The sequence below is a fragment of the Amycolatopsis sp. CA-128772 genome (assembly GCF_002904295.1).
GTDB lineage: Bacteria > Actinomycetota > Actinomycetes > Mycobacteriales > Pseudonocardiaceae > Amycolatopsis.
This window is the reverse complement of sequence record NZ_PPHG01000026.1, coordinates 177,548-193,932: the sequence shown is the minus strand read 5'-3', so window position 1 is coordinate 193,932 and position 16,385 is coordinate 177,548. Positions and strand designations below refer to the sequence as shown.

Below are 16,385 nucleotides of genomic sequence, written 5' to 3'. Positions count from 1 at the left end.
GCGGCGTCAACGCCCGTCGTTGAGCTCACCGATGGTGCGCCGCACGGCGGTGCGCAACGCCGGGTCACGGGTGTCGGCGGCACCGACCGTCGCCGCGTGGCTGCCGGTGACCGGGCCGGCCACCGGGAAGACGCGGTCCTCGCCGGGCAGCGGGACGCCCGGGCAGGTCACTGATCCCGGCCGGGAATTCGCGACCAGGAAGACGTTGACCATGCCGTCGACGCACGGATTGCCGCCCAGGGCGTACTGGCCGTGGAACGCCGCGTCGTCGACCGAAACCAGCGGGACCCCGGCCGCGCGGACCGCCGAACGTGCTTGCTCGTAACCGGTTTGCGGGTCGAACTCGCCTTGGACCACCAGCACGTTCCCGGCGACCTCGGGCGGGAGCCCGGCCAGGGGCTGCCGGGGAAGGTCGGACCAGAACCCGCACGGCTCGGTCAGACCGTAGGCCCAGCCGAAGATCGGGTACTGCGGGCCCTGCCGGTCGGACAACCGCTTGTACCAGTCGGCGGTCCGGGCCGGCTGGTCGCCGCACGCCACCGCGTAACGCGTCCCGGAAACCTTGCGGTAGTCGGGTTCGGCGGCGGCCAGTCCGGCGGCGACGTCGGCGCCGGTCAGCTGGCCCAGCCGCTTGCCGAACACCGCAGTCGACCACGTGTCCAGCTGTCCGGCGAGCGACGCCGGGGGCTGCACCGGCTTGCCGTCCAGCTCACCCGCGCCGGCGACGAGCGCGACGGCCACCAGGATCCAGCGGATCTCGTTGCCGTTGCCGACGAACAGGGCGTCGAACTGGTCCGGTGCGACGCCGAGCCCGGCGTAGAACCCGCGCAGCCGCTCGATCTTCTGCTTCACCTCGGCCGGCGAAGCGCCCAGCTGGCCGGGGAACTGCCGGGCCAGCCACGGCACGAAGACCTCGTCGGTCTGGCGCTGGCCGATCTTCGGGAACGCCTCGAAGGCGGCCTGGAGCCGGCCTTCGAAGTCGACGCTGGAGTCGAGCACCACCTTGCCGGCGTGCCCGGGGAACACCGACGCGTACTTGGCGCCGAGCCAGGTGCCGTAGGAATAACCGAGGTAGTTGAGCTTTTCGTCGCCGAGCAGGGTCCGGATCAGGTCCATGTCGTGCGCGGTCTGCCACGTCGTGACGAACGGCGCGACCGCGTCGCTCTGGCACGCCTCCGCGACCGCCCGCGGCGTCTTCCGGTGTTCGGCGATGCTTGCCGCCGAGCGGTCACGCGCGTCGAGCGGCCCCTGCGGCAGCCGTCCCGCCGGTACCTGGCAGACGAACCCGGCGTCCGCGGTCCCTTCGTGCCCGGTGCCGCGGGGGTCCATGCCGATGAAGTCGTACCGCTCGTTCACGCTCGGTTCGAGGCCCGCCAGCGCACCCGCGAGCGAGCTGCCCTGCCCGCCGGGACCACCGGGGTTGACCAGGAGCGCACCGAGACGTTCGCCCGTCGCCGCGACGCGGCTGATGGACACGCTCAGGTCCACCCCGGAATCCGGGTCCGCCCAGTCCCGCGGCACGGTGATCACCGCGCATTCGGCCGGCTTCGCCCCGGCGGCAACGGGAAACGGGCACGCTCCCCAGGCCACCTGCTGGCCGGTGTAGCGGTCCGGGGTGGCCGCGGCGGCCGTTCCCGCGGGAACGGCCGGCACCGCGAGCAGCACGGCGGTGGCCAGGAACCGGCTCACTGTCTTCTTTTTCACGGGATACCCCTCCTCCGGGTGAATGATCACCCGGAGTATGGCGCGCATTCCCGGCGCCGGGATCAACCGAAAGTACGAGGACCGGCCCGCACCACGAGGGTCCGCGCCACCAGGTCGCCGATCCGCTGCCGGCGCCGGGTCACCACGATGCTGACGACGGCCACCAGCCCGAACAACAGCCCGTCGACCGTGCACAGGAGCCACCGCAGGACGTAGGCGCGCACCTTCGGCGGCCCGCCGCGCAGGGTTTCCACGCGCAGCCCCATGACCAGCATGCCCGGCGTGACCCCGCCCCGGCGCACCGGGATCCAGATCTGGATCACCGCGTCACAGGCGTAGCTGACCGCGAAGAACGTGATCGCCGGGGCCCACAGGATCGCCTTCGGCGGCACCCACCCCCACTGCAGCAAGGGAATGACGACGAGGCCGGCGGCGAGCGCGGCGAACACCCCCACGCCGGTGGCGAGCGCCTGGTCCAGCGCCGCCTGCACCACCCGGCGTCCCGCCATCCGCAGCGAGCCTTGCCCACCCGTCAACGTCATCCCAGCAACCCCCGCTGCCACGCCCAGACGGCGATTTCCGTGCGGTTCCGGAGTTCGAGCTTGCGCTGCACGCTCGCCAGGTGCGTCTTGACCGTCGAAAGGGAGACGCGGAGGTCGTCGGCGATCTCCGTGTTGGTCCGCCCGCGGGCGACCGCGAGCACCACGTCGGACTCGCGCTCGGTGAGCAGGCCCGGTGTCCCCTGCGCGCGCTGCCGCGCCTTTTCGGTGAACCGGGCGAGCAGGCGCACGGTCACCGACGGCGACACCATCGCCTCCCCGCCGGCCGCCGCCCGGACCGCGTCCACCAGCAGCCGCGGACCGGCGTCCTTGAGCAGGAACCCGCTGGCCCCGCCGAGCAGGGCGGCGTAGACGTTCTCGTCCGCGTCGTAGGTCGTCACCACGACCACGCGCAGGGGGTGCGCGACGGCCGGGCCGGCCAGCAGCTCGGTGGCCCGCAGACCGTCCACTTCGGGCATCCGGATGTCCATCAGCGTGACGTCCGGCCGCAGCTGCCGCGCCAGCCGGACCGCGGCCTCCCCGTCGGCGGCTTCGGCGATCACTTCGATGTCCGGCGCGGCGTCCAGCACCAGCCGGAACCCGGTGCGCACCAGCACCTGGTCGTCGGCGACGAGCACCCGGATGGTCATCAGAGCCCCCTCGGCAAGGCGTCGAAGGGCGCGTCCTCGCCGCCGAGCGGGATCCGCGCCGTGACGGTCCAGCGCGCCCCGGGTTCCGGCCCCGCGGTCAGGCTGCCGCCGAGCATGGCCAGCCGCTCGGTCATGCCGATGATCCCGAACCCGCCGGGTGCGGCACGGGAGGCCGCGGGAACGCCGTCGTTGCCCACCTCGAGCACGAGGTCGTCGGCCTCGACGCGGACGGAGACGACCACCTCGGTCGCGGCCGGCGCGTGCCGGCGGGCGTTGGTCAGCGCTTCGGTCACGACGCGGTGGACGGTGGTGGCCACCTGGGACGGCACCGGCAGCTGGTCCAGTTCCTCGGCGACGGCCACCCGGGCGGCGGACCCGGCGGCCGCGCGCACCGCGTCCCCGAGCACGGCACCGGACAACGGGGGCACGTCCCGGGTGTTCCGCAGCATCCCGACCAGCCGGCGCGCAGCGGCCAAAGCCGCACCGCCGGCTTCCTCGATCTCGCGGTAGACCGCCGCGTGCCCGCCGACGTCGGCGTTCGCTTCGGCGATCGCCCGGGCGGCCTGCACGCGGACGACGATCCCGCTGACGTGGTGGGACACCAGGTCGTGCAGTTCCCTGGCCAGCTGCAGGCGTTCCTGGCTGCGGACCCGGTCCAGCGCGTCGCGCTGCCTGCCGTCCGCCGCGCGCAGGATCAGCCCGACCCCGAGGCAGGCACCCCAGTACGCCGCGGCGGCCACCGCCAGCAGCGTCTCCGGCTCGCCGGCGCCGTAGCGGAGCAGGGGCGCGGCGATCATCACCACGCCGAGGGCCGGCGCCAGCGCGGCCGCGTGCTTCGGCTCGAGCTTGCGGCCGGCCGAAGCCGTGAGCAGCCCGGCGGCCACGATCTCGGCGATCGGCGGCGGGGGCTGCGGGTGCGCGGTGACCGCCACGACCGTGCCGATCGCCGACAGCGCGGCGACGACGCTCCCCAGCACGCCGACGTGGCGCAGGAAGCGCCGCCGCAGCACGGCGAGCACCGGGATTGCCGTCCCGGTGGACGCCAGGACCCCGGTCAGCGGCGCGGCCCAGCCACCACCGCCGCCGGGCGCGTTCAGCACCAGCACCACGTCGGCGACGATCGCCGCGGCCAGCACCGCGAGCTCGGCGCCGAGCGTGCCGCGCCGGACCCCCGCTCTGCGCATGGCCGTCATGATCCCGCGTCCCGGATCAGCCCGCGCGCCGAGCCCGGGCGAAGTAGCGGCTGGACGGAGACAGGTAGCTGAGCACGGTCGCGACGACGGCCACCCCGCAGCTCAGGTAGCCCGCCCACGAGGGTTCGGTGGCGAGCAGCGAGGCGGCCTGCAGCAGGGTGAAGACGGTCAGCGTGACGCGGGCCCAGTTGCGGCCGGCCTTGAGCTTGAACGACAGCCAGAGGTAGACCAGCGCGACGACCACGGCGATGGCGACCGGCACGGCCTGCGCGAGCAGGGTGAGCCGGTCGAGCTGCTCCGGCGTCAGCGCGGGGTTCGCCCGGCGCAGGGTCGCGGCGATTTCGTCGCGCGCACCCAGGACGAGCAGCCCGCCGGCGATGGCGGACACGGTGGACACCAGGAAGCCGAAGAAGGCGGCGATGATCGTGCTGGGCGGGTTCTCCCGCAGCGTTTCGGTAGTCATACCGGGGAAGTTAGGACCGGCCGGACCCCGGCACCGGCTGGGGCGAGCGCGTCTCGTACTTTCGGCCGAGGCCGGCCCGGGCGCGGGCACCGCCCCGATGACGTGGCCCAGGGCGGGTCCAGGAGGTCTTCGGCCACCGTCAGGCTGAAGACCGGCACGCGTTGCGCGGGACCGCCCGACTCGAGTCGGATGTCCCGGCTGATCAAGCCGCCTACAGTGAACGCGTGGAGCTGGAACTGCGCCACCTGCGCGCGCTCGTGGCCGTGGCCGATGCGCGGAGCCTCAGCCGGGCCGCGCGGCTTCTGCACGTCTCGCAGCCCGCCCTCTCGGGGCTGCTGCGCCGGGTCGAACAGGCCGTCGGCGGGGCGCTGTTCGTCCGGTCGCCCAGCGGGTGCGTGCCCACCCGGCTCGGGGCCGACGTCGTGGGCGATGCGCGGGCCGTGCTGGCCGGGGTGTCCGCGCTGACCGAGCGGGCCGGGCAGCGGCGGGCGCCCACCGGGCCCGTGCGCGTCGGCGGGTACTGCGGTTTCCTGCACCTCGCCGTGTCGCGCTGGCTGCGGGAACGGCCGTGGAGCCACGGGGTCAGCGTGCACGAGGACCCGGACGAGGCCGCCACCCTCGCCCAGCTCGCCGCCGGCGGGCTGGACCTCGCGCTGGTCTACCTGCCGCCGCTGCCCGGCGCGGTGATCCCGGACGGCGTCGAAACGCTGGTGGTGCACCCGCGGGAGCCGGTTTTCGTCATCCTTTCGCCCGACCACCCGCTGGCCGGGACCCGCGCGGTGCCGTTCGCCGGCCTCGGCGAGCACCCGTGGGCCGACGACCCGCCGGGCACCACGCGGTGGTCGGCGTACCTGCAGCGGGTGTGCCGCCGCCGCGGCGTGGCCCTCGACCAGCCGCACCGGCCGCAGTGCCTGGCGACGCTGCTGGACCTCGTCGGCGCGGGCATGGCCGTCGCCCCCGCGCTGGCGACGCGCCGAGATCGGCCCGCGACCATCACCGTGCGGGCCATCGAGGGCGCGCCCCTGTGGCAGGAGCTGCGCCTGTGCTACCGGCCGGGCACGCCGGTGGCGGCGCACGCCGAGGAGATCCACGCGGCCGTGGTCGCGAGCTACGCCGGCCGGCAGGGCTGCAGCACCGCGTTCGACACCTGGTGGCACGCGGGCGGCCGCGAGCTGCTGCCGGCCGGTTGAGCTCAGACGGTGGACGTTCGAGGGAGGTGCCGACCCGCTTCCCCCGCGCGCAGGCACCGGCCACGGCCGGCGGGGCCGCGCCCTCGACCCGCCGATCGCCGGACCAGGATCGTCCGGCGCTGCCGGCCGGTTGAGCTCAGACGGTCACGCGCCAGGTGCTGTTCGGCGACGGCACCTCGAACCGCAGGGTCGAGCAGTCGTAGTCGGCCGGACGCGGGTTCGCCGTCGGTTGCAGCGGTGAGTTCGACGGCGACGCGGCGACCCAGCGGCCGCCGATCCGCAGCTGCAGCGCGCTCGACTCGAACACCGCGCCGCGCGCGTCCGAGCAGTAATACGCGTTGCCGGTGGCGGGATTGCGGGTCGCATAGAGCTCGAAGATGTCCCAGCCTTCGTTCAGCGAGCTCTGGTCGCTGCCGCTCTGGCTGAACAGGGTGTCCCACGCTCCGGTCTTCACGTTGCGCAGCGACGCCGTCCAGCCGTTGCCCGACGAGCTGGTCCGGACCTCCTGGACGGTGTAGGCCGGGTGCCCGTCCGCCGTGCTGGTGTAGGTGGCCAGGAAAGCGCTGTCGATCGGGACGACCTTCGCCGGCGACACCGAACGGCACCAGTCCCAGGCCCAGACCTGCGCGGCTTCGCCGAGCCCGTACGCGGTCACGACTTCGATGCACGAGTGCCCGGTGGGCTTCATCGTCGGGGCGTAGACGACGTCGTTGGTGTTGGAGAGCCGCAGGCCCGGCGTGATGCTCTGGGTCACGACCACGCCGTCGGCGCCCGAGGACAGCTGGGGTTCCGGGCCCCAGAACGTGTGCCGCTGCGCCAGGGACTCCGGCTGGCGCAGCCGGCGGAACTTCTCGGCCATCGGCCCGGCCGCCGCTTTCGCGGCGGCGCCGGTCAGGCCGGGCACGGTGCCGCCCGGTGCCGCGGACACCGGGACGGCCACCGCGATCGTGGTCACCAAGGCACAGCAGAGAACGGCGAGCAGCTTCCGCATCGGCGCGTCTCCCTCGACAGGGGGCGGCCGGGTGCCCGCCCACGGGGATCCGGATGCTAGGACGCGCTTTCCGTGCTGCGGCACCGACTTTCGGCGGGTCGGCGGTATCGCCGCCGGTCGGCGGGGGCATCACTTCTGCCGTCGCCAGGTGTTATGACGCCGTTCGGAGCACGCCGTCAGTCCAGGAGGAAGCCGAACACCGCTGTGCGCAGCTCGTCGGCCGCCAGTGCGCCCTGGTGGTCGCCGGGCACGTGCTGCAGCCGGGCGTCCGGGAGGCGGGCGGCCACCGCCTCGAGGCCCGCCGTCATGGGATCGGCCGCACCGGCGAGGAACAACGTCGGAACCTTCGGGACCGCGCCCGCCGGGTCGAACGGCTCCCGGCCCAGGCCTTCCACCAGCCGCAGCAGGGAGTCCGCGTCCCCGCCTCGGATCACCCCCGCGATCCCGGCCGTCAGCGGGTCCTCCGCCGCCCCGGTGCCGATCGCGGCCCGCAGCGCCGCCGGGTCGACCGCGGCGAAGGGGTCCATTCCGCTCAGGCCGCCGAGCACCAGCCGGCGGACCGGCAGCACCTCCTCGGCCGCCAGGCTCCACGCCAGCCGGGCGCCGAGGGAGTAGCCGACGACGTCGACCTCGCCGCCGGGCACGGCGTCGGCCAGCCGGCGCAGCAACACCCCCGTCGTGACGTCCTCGACGGCCGCGACGGCGGGTCCGTCCGGGTGGCCCGGCAGGTGCACGACGAAGGTCTCGCGGCCGGCTTCGGCGAGGGGCGCGGCCCACCGCCGCGCGGGCCAGTCGGCGGTTCCGCTGGAGGCGAAGCCGTGCAGCAGCACGACGGGCGGTCCGGCCGCGCCGGCCGGCGTGGTGCGGGTGACGGGGAGAGCGTTCATTCTACGAGTGTAGACGAAAACCGCTCAATCGGTGATCCGGGCGAGCAGGCTGTCGACGTAGGCGCGGTACCGGGTGACCAGCTCGCCGACCGGGTACATCAGGCTCGACACCGTGGCCCCGATGGTCACCGAGATGATCTCGTCGGCCAGTACGCCGACCGCGCGCGCGTTCGGCCGCTCCCCCTTGCCCCGCGCGGCCGCGAGGCGGCGGCACAGCTCGGCCCGCCAGCTCGTCAGCAGCTCGCGGTACTGCGCCGCGAGGCCGGGGTTGGCCACGGAGTGGTCCCACAGCGCGAGCAGCACGCGCCCGGCCGCGATCCGGTCCGGGGTCAGCGGCAACGCGCCTTCGACGAATCCCCGCAGTGCTTCGGCCGGCCCGAGCCCGGGGTCCAGGCCGGCCAGCAGCGCCTCGGTTTCCCGCAGCACGCTCTCGAAGGTCGCCGCGATGATTTCGTCCTTGCTGGCGAAGTAGTGCTTGAGCGCGCCGTTGGCGAACCCGGCGGCGGTGACGATGCTGCGCATGGTCGCCGCCTCGAAGCCGCCTTCGATGATCAGCTTCTTGGCGACGGCCACGATTTCGCGGCGTCGTTCGTCGTGGTCGATGACCTTCGGCATGGCTACCGACTCTAGGTCATGCCGGCTCGCGCAGGCTGAGCCACGTGGCGCGGCGTTCGGCCTGGCGAGCCGGGTCGGCGACGGGGGACGCGAGGCGCAGGCGCTGCGTGTACGGGTGCTCGGGCACCTCGGTCACCGCGCGGGTCGGCCCCGATTCCACGATCTTTCCCTGGTACAGCACGCAAACCCGGTGGCAGACCCGCCGCACGACGCCGAGGTCGTGCGAGACGAACAGGTAGGACACCCCGGTTTCGCGCTGCAGGTCGACGAACAGGTCGAGGATGGCCGCCTGGGTGGTCAGGTCCAGCGCGCTGACCGGCTCGTCGCAGACGACCAGCCGGGGCCGGCGCACCAGGGCCCGCGCGATCGCGACGCGCTGGCGCTGCCCGCCGGAGAACTCGCTCGGGTACCGGTGCACCGCGCCGGCCGGCAGCCGCACGCGGTCGAGCATCCCGGCCACGAGCGTGCGCGCGTCGGCGCGCGACGTCCCGGCCACCACGAGCGGCTCGGCCAGCACCTCCCCGACGGTCATCGTCGGGTCCAGCGAGCCGTACGGGTCCTGGAACACGACCTGGACGTCGCCCGCCAGCCGGCGGCGGGCGGCGCCGCGCAGGTGCGTGATGTCCCGGCCGGCGAACGTGATCCGCCCGGAGGTGACCCCGGCGAGGCCGAGCACGGCCTTCCCGAGCGTCGACTTGCCCGAGCCGCTCTCGCCGACCAGGCCGAGGCACTCCCCCGGCCCGACCGACAGCGAGATGCCGGTCAACGCGCGGAAGGCGACGCCGCGGCGCAGCCGGTAGTCCACCACCAGGTCGTCGACCTCCAGCAGGGCAGTCATCGGGTGGCCTCCTCTCCGCGCACCCCGTCCGGGGAACACGCTTCGTCGAGTTCGTCGCGGCAGGCGGCGTCGTCCAGCGAGGCACCGATCAGCTCCGCGGTGTACGGGTCCTCCGGCCGCCGGAAGATCCGCTCGACCGGGCCCGTCTCCACGACCCGGCCGTCCTTCATGACGACGACGCGGTCGCAGATGTCGGCCACGACCCCGAAGTCGTGGGTCACGATGACCAGCGCCATCCCGTACTCGCGCTGCAGCTCGCGCAGCAGCTCGAGGACTTCCGCCTGGACCGTGACGTCGAGCGCGGTCGTCGGCTCGTCGGCGACCAGCAGCGACGGCCGCCCGGCGACGGCCCCGGCGATGAGCACGCGCTGGGCCATGCCGCCGGAGATCTGGTGCGGGTAGGCCTTGAGCACCCGGTCCGGGTCGTGGATCCCGACGCGCACGAGGACGTCCCGGGCCCGCTGCCGGGCTTGGACCTTCGACAGCCTGTGCACGCGCCGCAGCGGCTCGGCGAGCTGGTGGCCGATCGGGTAGCTCGGGTCGAGGTTGGTCATCGGCTCCTGCGGCACGTACCCGATCGCCCGGCCGAGCAGGGCGGCCCGCTCCTTCGGCGACCGGTGCCCGACCTCCTCGCCGCCGACCCAGATGCCGCCGGCGACCGCGGTTCCCCCGGCCGGGAGCAGGTCGAGCACGGAGAAGATGGTCTGCGTCTTGCCGGAGCCCGACTCGCCGACGATGCCCAGCACCTCACCGGGCGCCGCGTCGAACGACACCCCGCGCACGACCTCGTCGACTCCCTCCCGCGTCGCGTAGCCCACCCGGAGGTTTTCGACGCGCAGGGCGCTGTCGCCGGCCTCGTGCACGTGCGCCCCGCTCGGCCCGGAACCTTCCGGGGAAAGCTCCGGGGCGGCGGCCAGCTCACGGCGGACGCGTGCGCGACGGCGGGCGGTGGGCAGCTCGACCCGGACGCTGACCAGGTCCGCCAGCGTCGAGCCGATGAACGCCAGCGCGGCGATCGTGAGGCCGAGGGCGATCGAGGGCCAGAGCAGGATCAGCGGGTAGCTGAGCATGGTCTGGAAGCCGTCGTTCATCATCTGGCCCCAGCTGGGCGTGGACGCCGACCCGACGCCGAGGAACTGCAGCCCGGCCTGCAGGCCGATGGCGATCCCGGCGGTCAGCGCCGTCTGCACGATGACCGGGGCGTACACCGCGCGCAGCATGTGCGTGCGCAGGATGCGCAGGGTCGTCACGCCGGACACGCGCGCGGCGTCGATGTAGGGCTCCCGGCAGACCGTCAGCGCCCGCGCCCGGGCGATCCGGTAGTGGCCGGGGGCCAGCAGCACGCCGAGAGTGACCATCAGGACCGCGAAGTTCTGGCCGGTGCCCGCGGCGACCACCAGCAGCACGATCATCACCGGCACCGACTGCAGCGCGTCGCTGATCCACGACGCAACGCGGTCGGTCACCCCGCCGAAGTAGCCCGCGGCGACCCCGGCGGGGACGCCGAGCACCACGCAGGTCAGGCAGGTGATCAGGGCGCCGTAGAGCGTGGTCCGGGCGCCGTAGAGCAACCGGCTGAGGATGTCGCGCCCCGCCGAGTCGCCGCCGAGCGGGTGCCCGTTGCCCGGGGTGGCGTGCGACAGCGCGAAGTCGAGGTGGTCGGGGTCGAACGGCGCCAGCCAGGGGGCGAGCACCGCGACCGCCACCACGATCGCGAACACGGCGAGGGCGGCCACCCCGAGGGGGCGGCGGAGGTAGCGCCGGCCCAGCGACACCCGCTTGACGGGCGCCGGGCCGACGGGGAGCGGAACCGCGGTCATCGCTGGCGCACCTTCGGGTTGACCCACCCGAGCACGAGGTCGAGCAGGAAGTTGACGATGACGACGAACACCACGGTCACGGCGGTCAGGCCGAGCAGCACCGGGATGTCGCCGATCTGGGACGCCGACTGCGTCAGGCTGCCGATGCCGGGCAGGTTGAACACGATCTCCACGACGATCGCGCCGCCGAGCAGCCCGACGAACAGCAGCGCCAGCACGGTCAGCGCGGCCGGGGAGGCGTTGCGCAGCACGTGGGCGGTCACCCGGGCCTTCGACAGGCCGCGCGCCCGCAGGGTCCGGACGAAGTCCTGGCCGGCGACCTGCAGGAAGCTGTTGCGCAGCTGCTCGGCGATCATCACGATCGCGCCGAGGGCCAGTGCGATCGCCGGCAGCGTGATCGACTGCAGCCAGCCGCCCACCGACTCCTCCGGCGACACGTACCCGACCGCCGGGAACCACCTGAGCCGCAGCGCGAACCACGTCACCAGCACCAGGCTGAGCCAGAACCCGGGCAGCGCGAACAGCACCACCGACGCCAGCTTGAGCACGCGGTCGCCGAGGCCGCCCGGGCGCAGCCCGCACGCCACGCCCGCGGCGACGCCGACCACCGCGGCCAGCACGGTGGCGGCCACGACCACCGAGAGCGTCACCGGCACGCGCAGCGCGATCTGGTCCCCGACCGGCTGGAAACTGCGCCACGACGTGCCGAAGTCCCCGGTGACGGCGTGGGAGAACCAGGTCCAGAACTGGGTCAGCAGCGGCTGGTCGTAGCCGATCTTGGCGCGCAACGCCGCCTGCTGGGCGGGGGTCGCGCTGTTGCCGAGCAACCCGGCGGTCGGGTCGCCCACGGCGAGGTGCGCGAGGAAGAAGGTCCCGCTCGTGACGAGCACGAGCAGCAGGACCCCCGACGCCAGGCGCTTGAGGACGAAAGTCAGCATTTCCGGCTCCCTCGGCGGCGGGTGCGTCCGGTGTGGACGAACCCGCCGCGGGACGGGCGCGTCAGCCGCGCTGGATGAACCGCAGGGTCGGGAACATCATGCCGGTGACCGGGGTGACCGTGATGCCCTTGACGCTGTAGTAGAGGTTGTCGGCCTGGTACCAGACGTCCCACCAGGCGAGGTCCACGAGCTTCGTGTTGAGCTGCTTGAGCAGGGCGGTCTGCGCCGGCCCCGGCTCCGCCTGCTCTGCTTGCTCGACCAGCGCCTTGACGTCGGGGAACGCCTCGACCGAAGGCTTGGGGTTGTACCACTGGGCCGAGGTGACCTGGTCGGTGAGCGTGGCCATGTCGTTGCCGTCCATGGCGATGACCGCGAGGAACATCGGGTAGGTAGGCGCGTTCTTCTGGTAGTCGGCCATCGCCATGTCCTGCCACTCGACCTTGATGCCGAGCTGGCCGAACGTCTGGTTGGCGGCGGGCTGCCACGCCTGGAAGATCGGCGACATCGGCATCTTCACCGGGAAGCCGCCCGGGTAGCCCGCCTCGGCCAGCAGCTGCTTGGCCTGGGCGAGGTCCGTCCGGTACTTGCCGTTGAGGCCCTCGTCGTAGGTCGCGCTGCCGACCGGCCACAGCTGGCCGGTGACCGTCCCGGCGTCGTTGCCGACCGCCTTGAGGATGCCCGCGGCGTCGAAGGCGTGGCTGATCGCCTGCCGGACGCGCGGGTCGCCGAGCGCCTTGACCTGCTCGCCGGTCCGGTCGGCGAACTGCACGCCGACCCAGGAGGCCGCCTTCTTCGCGACGTTCCAGCCGTTCTGCTGCGCCTTGGGCAGGTTGGCCGCGTTGGCGAACTGGACGTTGAGCTGGCCCGAGAGCATCGCGTTGAACGCCGCGGTCTGGTCGGTGATCGGGAACAGCCGCACGGTCGGGAAGGGGTAGGTCGCGCTGTCCCAGTGGTTCGCCTTCTTGGCGAACACGTACTGCGACTGCGGCGTCGACTGCGCCTTTTCGTAGGTGTAGGGCCCCGAGCCGGCCGGGCCGTTCGCCAGCGTGTTCGCCTGGATGGCCGCGGGCGAGGCCATCCAGCTGCGGCCGAGCCCCATGAAGTACAGCAGCGCGTCGTCGCGTTTGGACAGGTGCAGCTCGACCGTGTCGGTGCCCTTGGCGTCGATGCTCGCGACGTTGAGGTACGCCTGCCCGGACCGGACACCGGACTTGAGGTGCTTCAGGTTCGCGACCGCGGCGGCGGCGTCGAACTTCTGCCCGTCGTCGAAGGTGACGCCCGGGCGCAGGTGCAGGGTCAGCGTCCGGCGGTCGGGCGTCCAGTCCCAGGAGGTGGCCAGCGCGGGCACCGGCTTGGCGTCCTTGTCCAGCGCGACCAGCGGGTCGTACACGGCCGAGAGGTACGGCCCGTCGAAGCCGATGTCGGCGTTGGCCGGGTCCCAGGACGTGACGTCCAGGAACACCCCCGCCTTCAGCTCGTCGGTGCCGCCTGCCCCGGACGCGGTGGCCCCACCGGATCCGGTGCACCCGGCCACCGCGGCGGCCACCAGCGCCACCGCCGCGGCGAACGCCGCTCTCCGTGTCCTCGTCATTGAGTCCTTCTTTCGGGTACTCCCGGCGTGCGGGTGAGACCGGGCTCACCCTCGACCGGGGTTAGTCTACGACTGTCGGCTATAAAATCAACGGGCCGCCGCCACGGCGTTGCACACTTTCGGGTCAGACTGCTTCGGCGACGAGGACGCGCGGGCTTCCCGGCAGGGCCAGGACTTCGCGCACCCGCCAGCCGGCGTCGGCCAGCCAGCCGCGCACCTCGGCCTCGGGGTAGACGACCGTGCCGTCGATGACGAAGTACTCCCCCGCGTGCAGCGCGTCGATGGGCCGCTGCCGCTCGTCGTCGTCGAGGAAGAAGTCGAGCAGCAGCAACGTCGCGCCGGGCGCGGCGGCGGCGCGGGCGTTCGCCACGATCGCCCGGTTCTGCCCGGCGGTGAACCGGTGGATCACGTGGTTGAGCAGAACGAGGTCGTGGTCGCCGCCGGGGGCGGCCGTTTCGGTCTCGGCCGGCTCGACGCGCACGCGGTCGTCGAACCCGGCCGACTTCACGGCGTTGGTGACGCCTTCGGTGAAGTCCGGCGCGAAGACGAACCGCACCGCCAGGCCGTCGTTGGCGCGCAACGCACCGAGCGAGAACTCGGGCGAAAGGCCACCGAGGTCGAGCAGCGAGCGGTAGGGCGCGAAGTCGAACGCCCGGGCCAGCATGGCGGCGTGCAGCGCGTTGTACCGCATCACCCCGCCCATGAACGTGGCCCAGCGCCCGTCGTCCATCTGCAGGTCGCCGGGCTCACCCGAGTCCACCGCGGTGTCGAACTGCAGCCAGTGCCCGTAGCTGATTTCGTTGAGGAACTGGACGAACGGCGTCAGATCGGTGGTTCCCCGGCCACCGAGGTACGCCTCGGCGTCGGCGGCGAGGCGGTACCGGCCGTGTTCGCGGTCGAGCAGCCCGAGCGCGTTCATCGCGTCGGCGAGGATCCGGGCCAGGCGGGGGCTGACGCCGGTGACGCCGGCGAGCTCGCCGGCCGTCCGGGGACCGTCGGCCAGCGCCGGGAACAACCCGATCCGCGACGCGGCGAACAACTGCTTGGCTCCCATGTAGCCGATCGCGATGTCGACGATGCGGTCCGGGACGGGGGCGGTCATCGGGGAACTCCTCTCGGGAGGGCGGGAAGTTTCTACGACTGTAGACATAAACCGGCGCCGTCACCAGGTCCCGTCGGCCGCAACTTCGCGATCGAGGCGGAATTCTTCGGTGAGCGCGCGGATCCGCTCCGCACCGAGGGTGTCCGCCAGCTCGACGGCGGCGGCGTTTTCCTCGAGCTGCGCCAGCCGGGACGCCCCGACGAGCACGTTGGCCGTCGCCGGATTCGCGAGGCAGAAGGCGATGCCGAGCTGCGCCGGGGACACGCCGAGCTCGCCGGCCGCGCGCCGCACCGCGGGCCACGCGCCGGCGATCCGCTCGCGGATCCCGCCGACGTCCGCGCCGATCTTGCGGCCGGGCCGCAAATTACCGACCAGCAGACCACCTTCGAAGATGTCCGACGCCTGCAGGGCGAGCTCCCCGGAGGCGAACAGGGGCGCGTAGTACCCGCCTTCGGCCATCGACCGGCGCACCAGGCTGTACTTCAGCTGGGCGAAGGACGGCGGCACCAGACCACGGCGGCGGGCGACGTCGATCGCCGCGCGCACGTCGGCGAACCGCCAGTTGTTGACGCCCCAGGCGGTGAACCGGCCGGCGTCGAGCTGCTCGGCGACGTCGGCGACCACGCGTTCGACGTCGAGCTCGCCGAAGTAGTCGCCGACCACGACGAAATCGGCGTGGTCGGTCCCGACCCGCTCGAGCGCGGTGCGCAGCTGCGGCCCGAACCCGGTGCGCGGGTAGTCCCAGAGCCAGAGTTTCCCGCAGTAGAGCCAGTCTTCGCGGGCCAGCCCCGCCTCGCGCACCGCCTCGCCGAAGATCAGGTCGGTGCGGGCGTTCTCGGCGTGCGGGCCCATGTCGTACTGGGCGACGTCGAAGAACGCGCAGCCGAGCTCGGCCGCGCGGGCGATCATGGTCACCGCCTCGCCGAACTCCACCCGGTCCCAGGTGTTCCACGAGCCCAGCGACAGGACCGGGACCGCACGGTCACCAAGGTGTCGTTGTCGCACTGTTTCCTCCTGCGCGCCGATGGTTTATTTTCTACGGTTGTATACTATAAACCCCCTTGCGCGAAAGGAATCGCTGATGAGCACTCCCCGTACCGTGCCGGTGACCGGAGGGGCGGGCGGGATCGGCCGCGCCATCGCCACGGCGTTCCGCGACGAGGGCGACGACGTCGTGCTCGCCGACGTCCACGGCGCGGGCGAGGCGGCCGCGGACCTGGGCGTGCGGGGCGTCGACGCCGACATCACCGACGAGGACTCCATCGCCCGCGCACTCGGCGAAGCCGGTCCCGTCGACGTCCTGGTCAACAACGCGGGCCTGCTCAGCGTGCACGGCACGCTGCTGGACCTGCCCGGCGACGCCATGCTCGGCATCCTCCGCACGAACGTCCACGGCACGTTCCTGGTGACCCAGCAGGTGGCGCGGCAGATGGTCGCCGGCGGCCGGCCCGGGGTGATCGTCAACCTGTCCTCGATCGGCGGCCGCCAGCCGACCCCGGGCATGGGCGGCTACGAAAGCAGCAAGGCGGCCGTGGACGCCCTGACCCGCTGGGCGGCCATCGAGCTGGCCGGGCACGGAATCCGCGTCAACGCCGTCGCCCCGGGCCCGGTCCTCACGCCGATGCTGGCCGCGGGCCTGCCGGAGGGCTCGCCGGCCCGGGACGCCTGGGTGAACCGGATCCCGTTGCGGCGCATGGCCTCGGTCGAAGACGTGGCCGGGCTGGTGGTGTTCCTGGCGAGCGACCGCGCCGCCCACATGACGGGCACGAGCGTCCCGGTCGACGGCGGCCAGCTGCTCACCTGACGCCCGGTCCCCCAACGCCCCAATGTGGCGTTGGTTGCGTCCGACGCACCCAATGTGGCG

Annotated in this window: 16 protein-coding genes; 2 read left to right on the top strand and 14 right to left on the bottom strand. The window is 73.1% G+C overall.

What is annotated here, in order from left to right:
* Positions 1–6 precede the first annotated feature (6 nt).
* The 5 genes from C2L59_RS12045 to C2L59_RS12025 all read right to left on the bottom strand — a co-directional run bounded on the left by C2L59_RS12045 (position 7) and on the right by C2L59_RS12025 (position 4,549).
* Positions 7–1,704 carry an alpha/beta fold hydrolase gene (locus C2L59_RS12045; RefSeq protein ID WP_103349605.1) on the bottom strand — a complete coding sequence of 566 codons (1,698 nt, stop codon included), beginning with the start codon at positions 1,702–1,704 and terminating at the stop codon, positions 7–9.
* 62 nt (positions 1,705–1,766) lie between these two features.
* Entirely contained in the window at positions 1,767–2,246 is a 480-nt protein-coding gene (locus tag C2L59_RS12040) for an RDD family protein (RefSeq protein WP_233223431.1), read from the bottom strand.
* Positions 2,243–2,893 (bottom strand): response regulator transcription factor, encoded by a 651-nt coding sequence (locus C2L59_RS12035; RefSeq protein WP_103349603.1) that lies wholly within the window; start codon positions 2,891–2,893, stop codon positions 2,243–2,245. The genes C2L59_RS12040 and C2L59_RS12035 overlap by 4 nt, the downstream gene beginning before the upstream one ends.
* Complete coding sequence (locus tag C2L59_RS12030; protein WP_103349602.1) at positions 2,893–4,077, bottom strand: sensor histidine kinase; 1,185 nt, start codon at positions 4,075–4,077, stop codon at positions 2,893–2,895. The genes C2L59_RS12035 and C2L59_RS12030 overlap by 1 nt, the downstream gene beginning before the upstream one ends.
* 25 nt (positions 4,078–4,102) lie before the next feature.
* Complete coding sequence (locus C2L59_RS12025) at positions 4,103–4,549, bottom strand: hypothetical protein (RefSeq protein WP_103349601.1); 447 nt, start codon at positions 4,547–4,549, stop codon at positions 4,103–4,105.
* A gap of 224 nt (positions 4,550–4,773) precedes the next feature.
* Here C2L59_RS12025 and C2L59_RS12020 point away from each other — a divergent pair, with 224 nt between their 5' ends.
* Positions 4,774–5,739 (top strand): LysR family transcriptional regulator, encoded by a 966-nt coding sequence (locus C2L59_RS12020; protein WP_103349600.1) that lies wholly within the window; start codon positions 4,774–4,776, stop codon positions 5,737–5,739.
* 136 nt (positions 5,740–5,875) lie between these two features.
* Here C2L59_RS12020 and C2L59_RS12015 read toward each other — a convergent pair whose 3' ends face one another.
* The 9 genes from C2L59_RS12015 to C2L59_RS11975 all read right to left on the bottom strand — a co-directional run bounded on the left by C2L59_RS12015 (position 5,876) and on the right by C2L59_RS11975 (position 15,526).
* Positions 5,876–6,730, bottom strand: a complete 855-nt coding sequence (locus C2L59_RS12015; protein WP_103349599.1) for a carbohydrate-binding protein — start codon at positions 6,728–6,730, stop codon at positions 5,876–5,878.
* Positions 6,731–6,906: 176 nt separating this feature from the next.
* Positions 6,907–7,617 carry an alpha/beta fold hydrolase gene (locus C2L59_RS12010; protein ID WP_199199033.1) on the bottom strand — a complete coding sequence of 237 codons (711 nt, stop codon included), beginning with the start codon at positions 7,615–7,617 and terminating at the stop codon, positions 6,907–6,909.
* A 24-nt stretch (positions 7,618–7,641) separates the two neighbouring features.
* Complete coding sequence (locus C2L59_RS12005) at positions 7,642–8,232, bottom strand: TetR/AcrR family transcriptional regulator (protein WP_103349598.1); 591 nt, start codon at positions 8,230–8,232, stop codon at positions 7,642–7,644.
* Between the two features lie 16 nt (positions 8,233–8,248).
* Positions 8,249–9,070 (bottom strand): ABC transporter ATP-binding protein, encoded by an 822-nt coding sequence (locus C2L59_RS12000; RefSeq protein ID WP_103349597.1) that lies wholly within the window; start codon positions 9,068–9,070, stop codon positions 8,249–8,251.
* Positions 9,067–10,890 carry a dipeptide/oligopeptide/nickel ABC transporter permease/ATP-binding protein gene (locus tag C2L59_RS11995; protein WP_103349596.1) on the bottom strand — a complete coding sequence of 608 codons (1,824 nt, stop codon included), beginning with the start codon at positions 10,888–10,890 and terminating at the stop codon, positions 9,067–9,069. The genes C2L59_RS12000 and C2L59_RS11995 overlap by 4 nt, the downstream gene beginning before the upstream one ends.
* Entirely contained in the window at positions 10,887–11,828 is a 942-nt protein-coding gene (locus C2L59_RS11990; protein WP_103349595.1) for an ABC transporter permease, read from the bottom strand. Before C2L59_RS11990 ends, C2L59_RS11995 begins: the two co-directional genes overlap by 4 nt.
* Before the next feature lie 61 nt (positions 11,829–11,889).
* Positions 11,890–13,419 carry an ABC transporter substrate-binding protein gene (locus C2L59_RS11985; protein WP_103349594.1) on the bottom strand — a complete coding sequence of 510 codons (1,530 nt, stop codon included), beginning with the start codon at positions 13,417–13,419 and terminating at the stop codon, positions 11,890–11,892.
* Positions 13,420–13,543: 124 nt separating this feature from the next.
* Positions 13,544–14,521 (bottom strand): methyltransferase dimerization domain-containing protein, encoded by a 978-nt coding sequence (locus tag C2L59_RS11980; RefSeq protein ID WP_103349593.1) that lies wholly within the window; start codon positions 14,519–14,521, stop codon positions 13,544–13,546.
* A 60-nt stretch (positions 14,522–14,581) separates the two neighbouring features.
* Entirely contained in the window at positions 14,582–15,526 is a 945-nt protein-coding gene (locus C2L59_RS11975) for an aldo/keto reductase (protein WP_103349592.1), read from the bottom strand.
* Between the two features lie 76 nt (positions 15,527–15,602).
* Here C2L59_RS11975 and C2L59_RS11970 point away from each other — a divergent pair, with 76 nt between their 5' ends.
* On the top strand, positions 15,603–16,325 hold the full coding sequence (locus C2L59_RS11970; protein WP_103349591.1) for an SDR family NAD(P)-dependent oxidoreductase: 723 nt from the start codon (positions 15,603–15,605) through the stop codon (positions 16,323–16,325).
* The last annotated feature ends 60 nt before the right edge of the window (positions 16,326–16,385 follow it).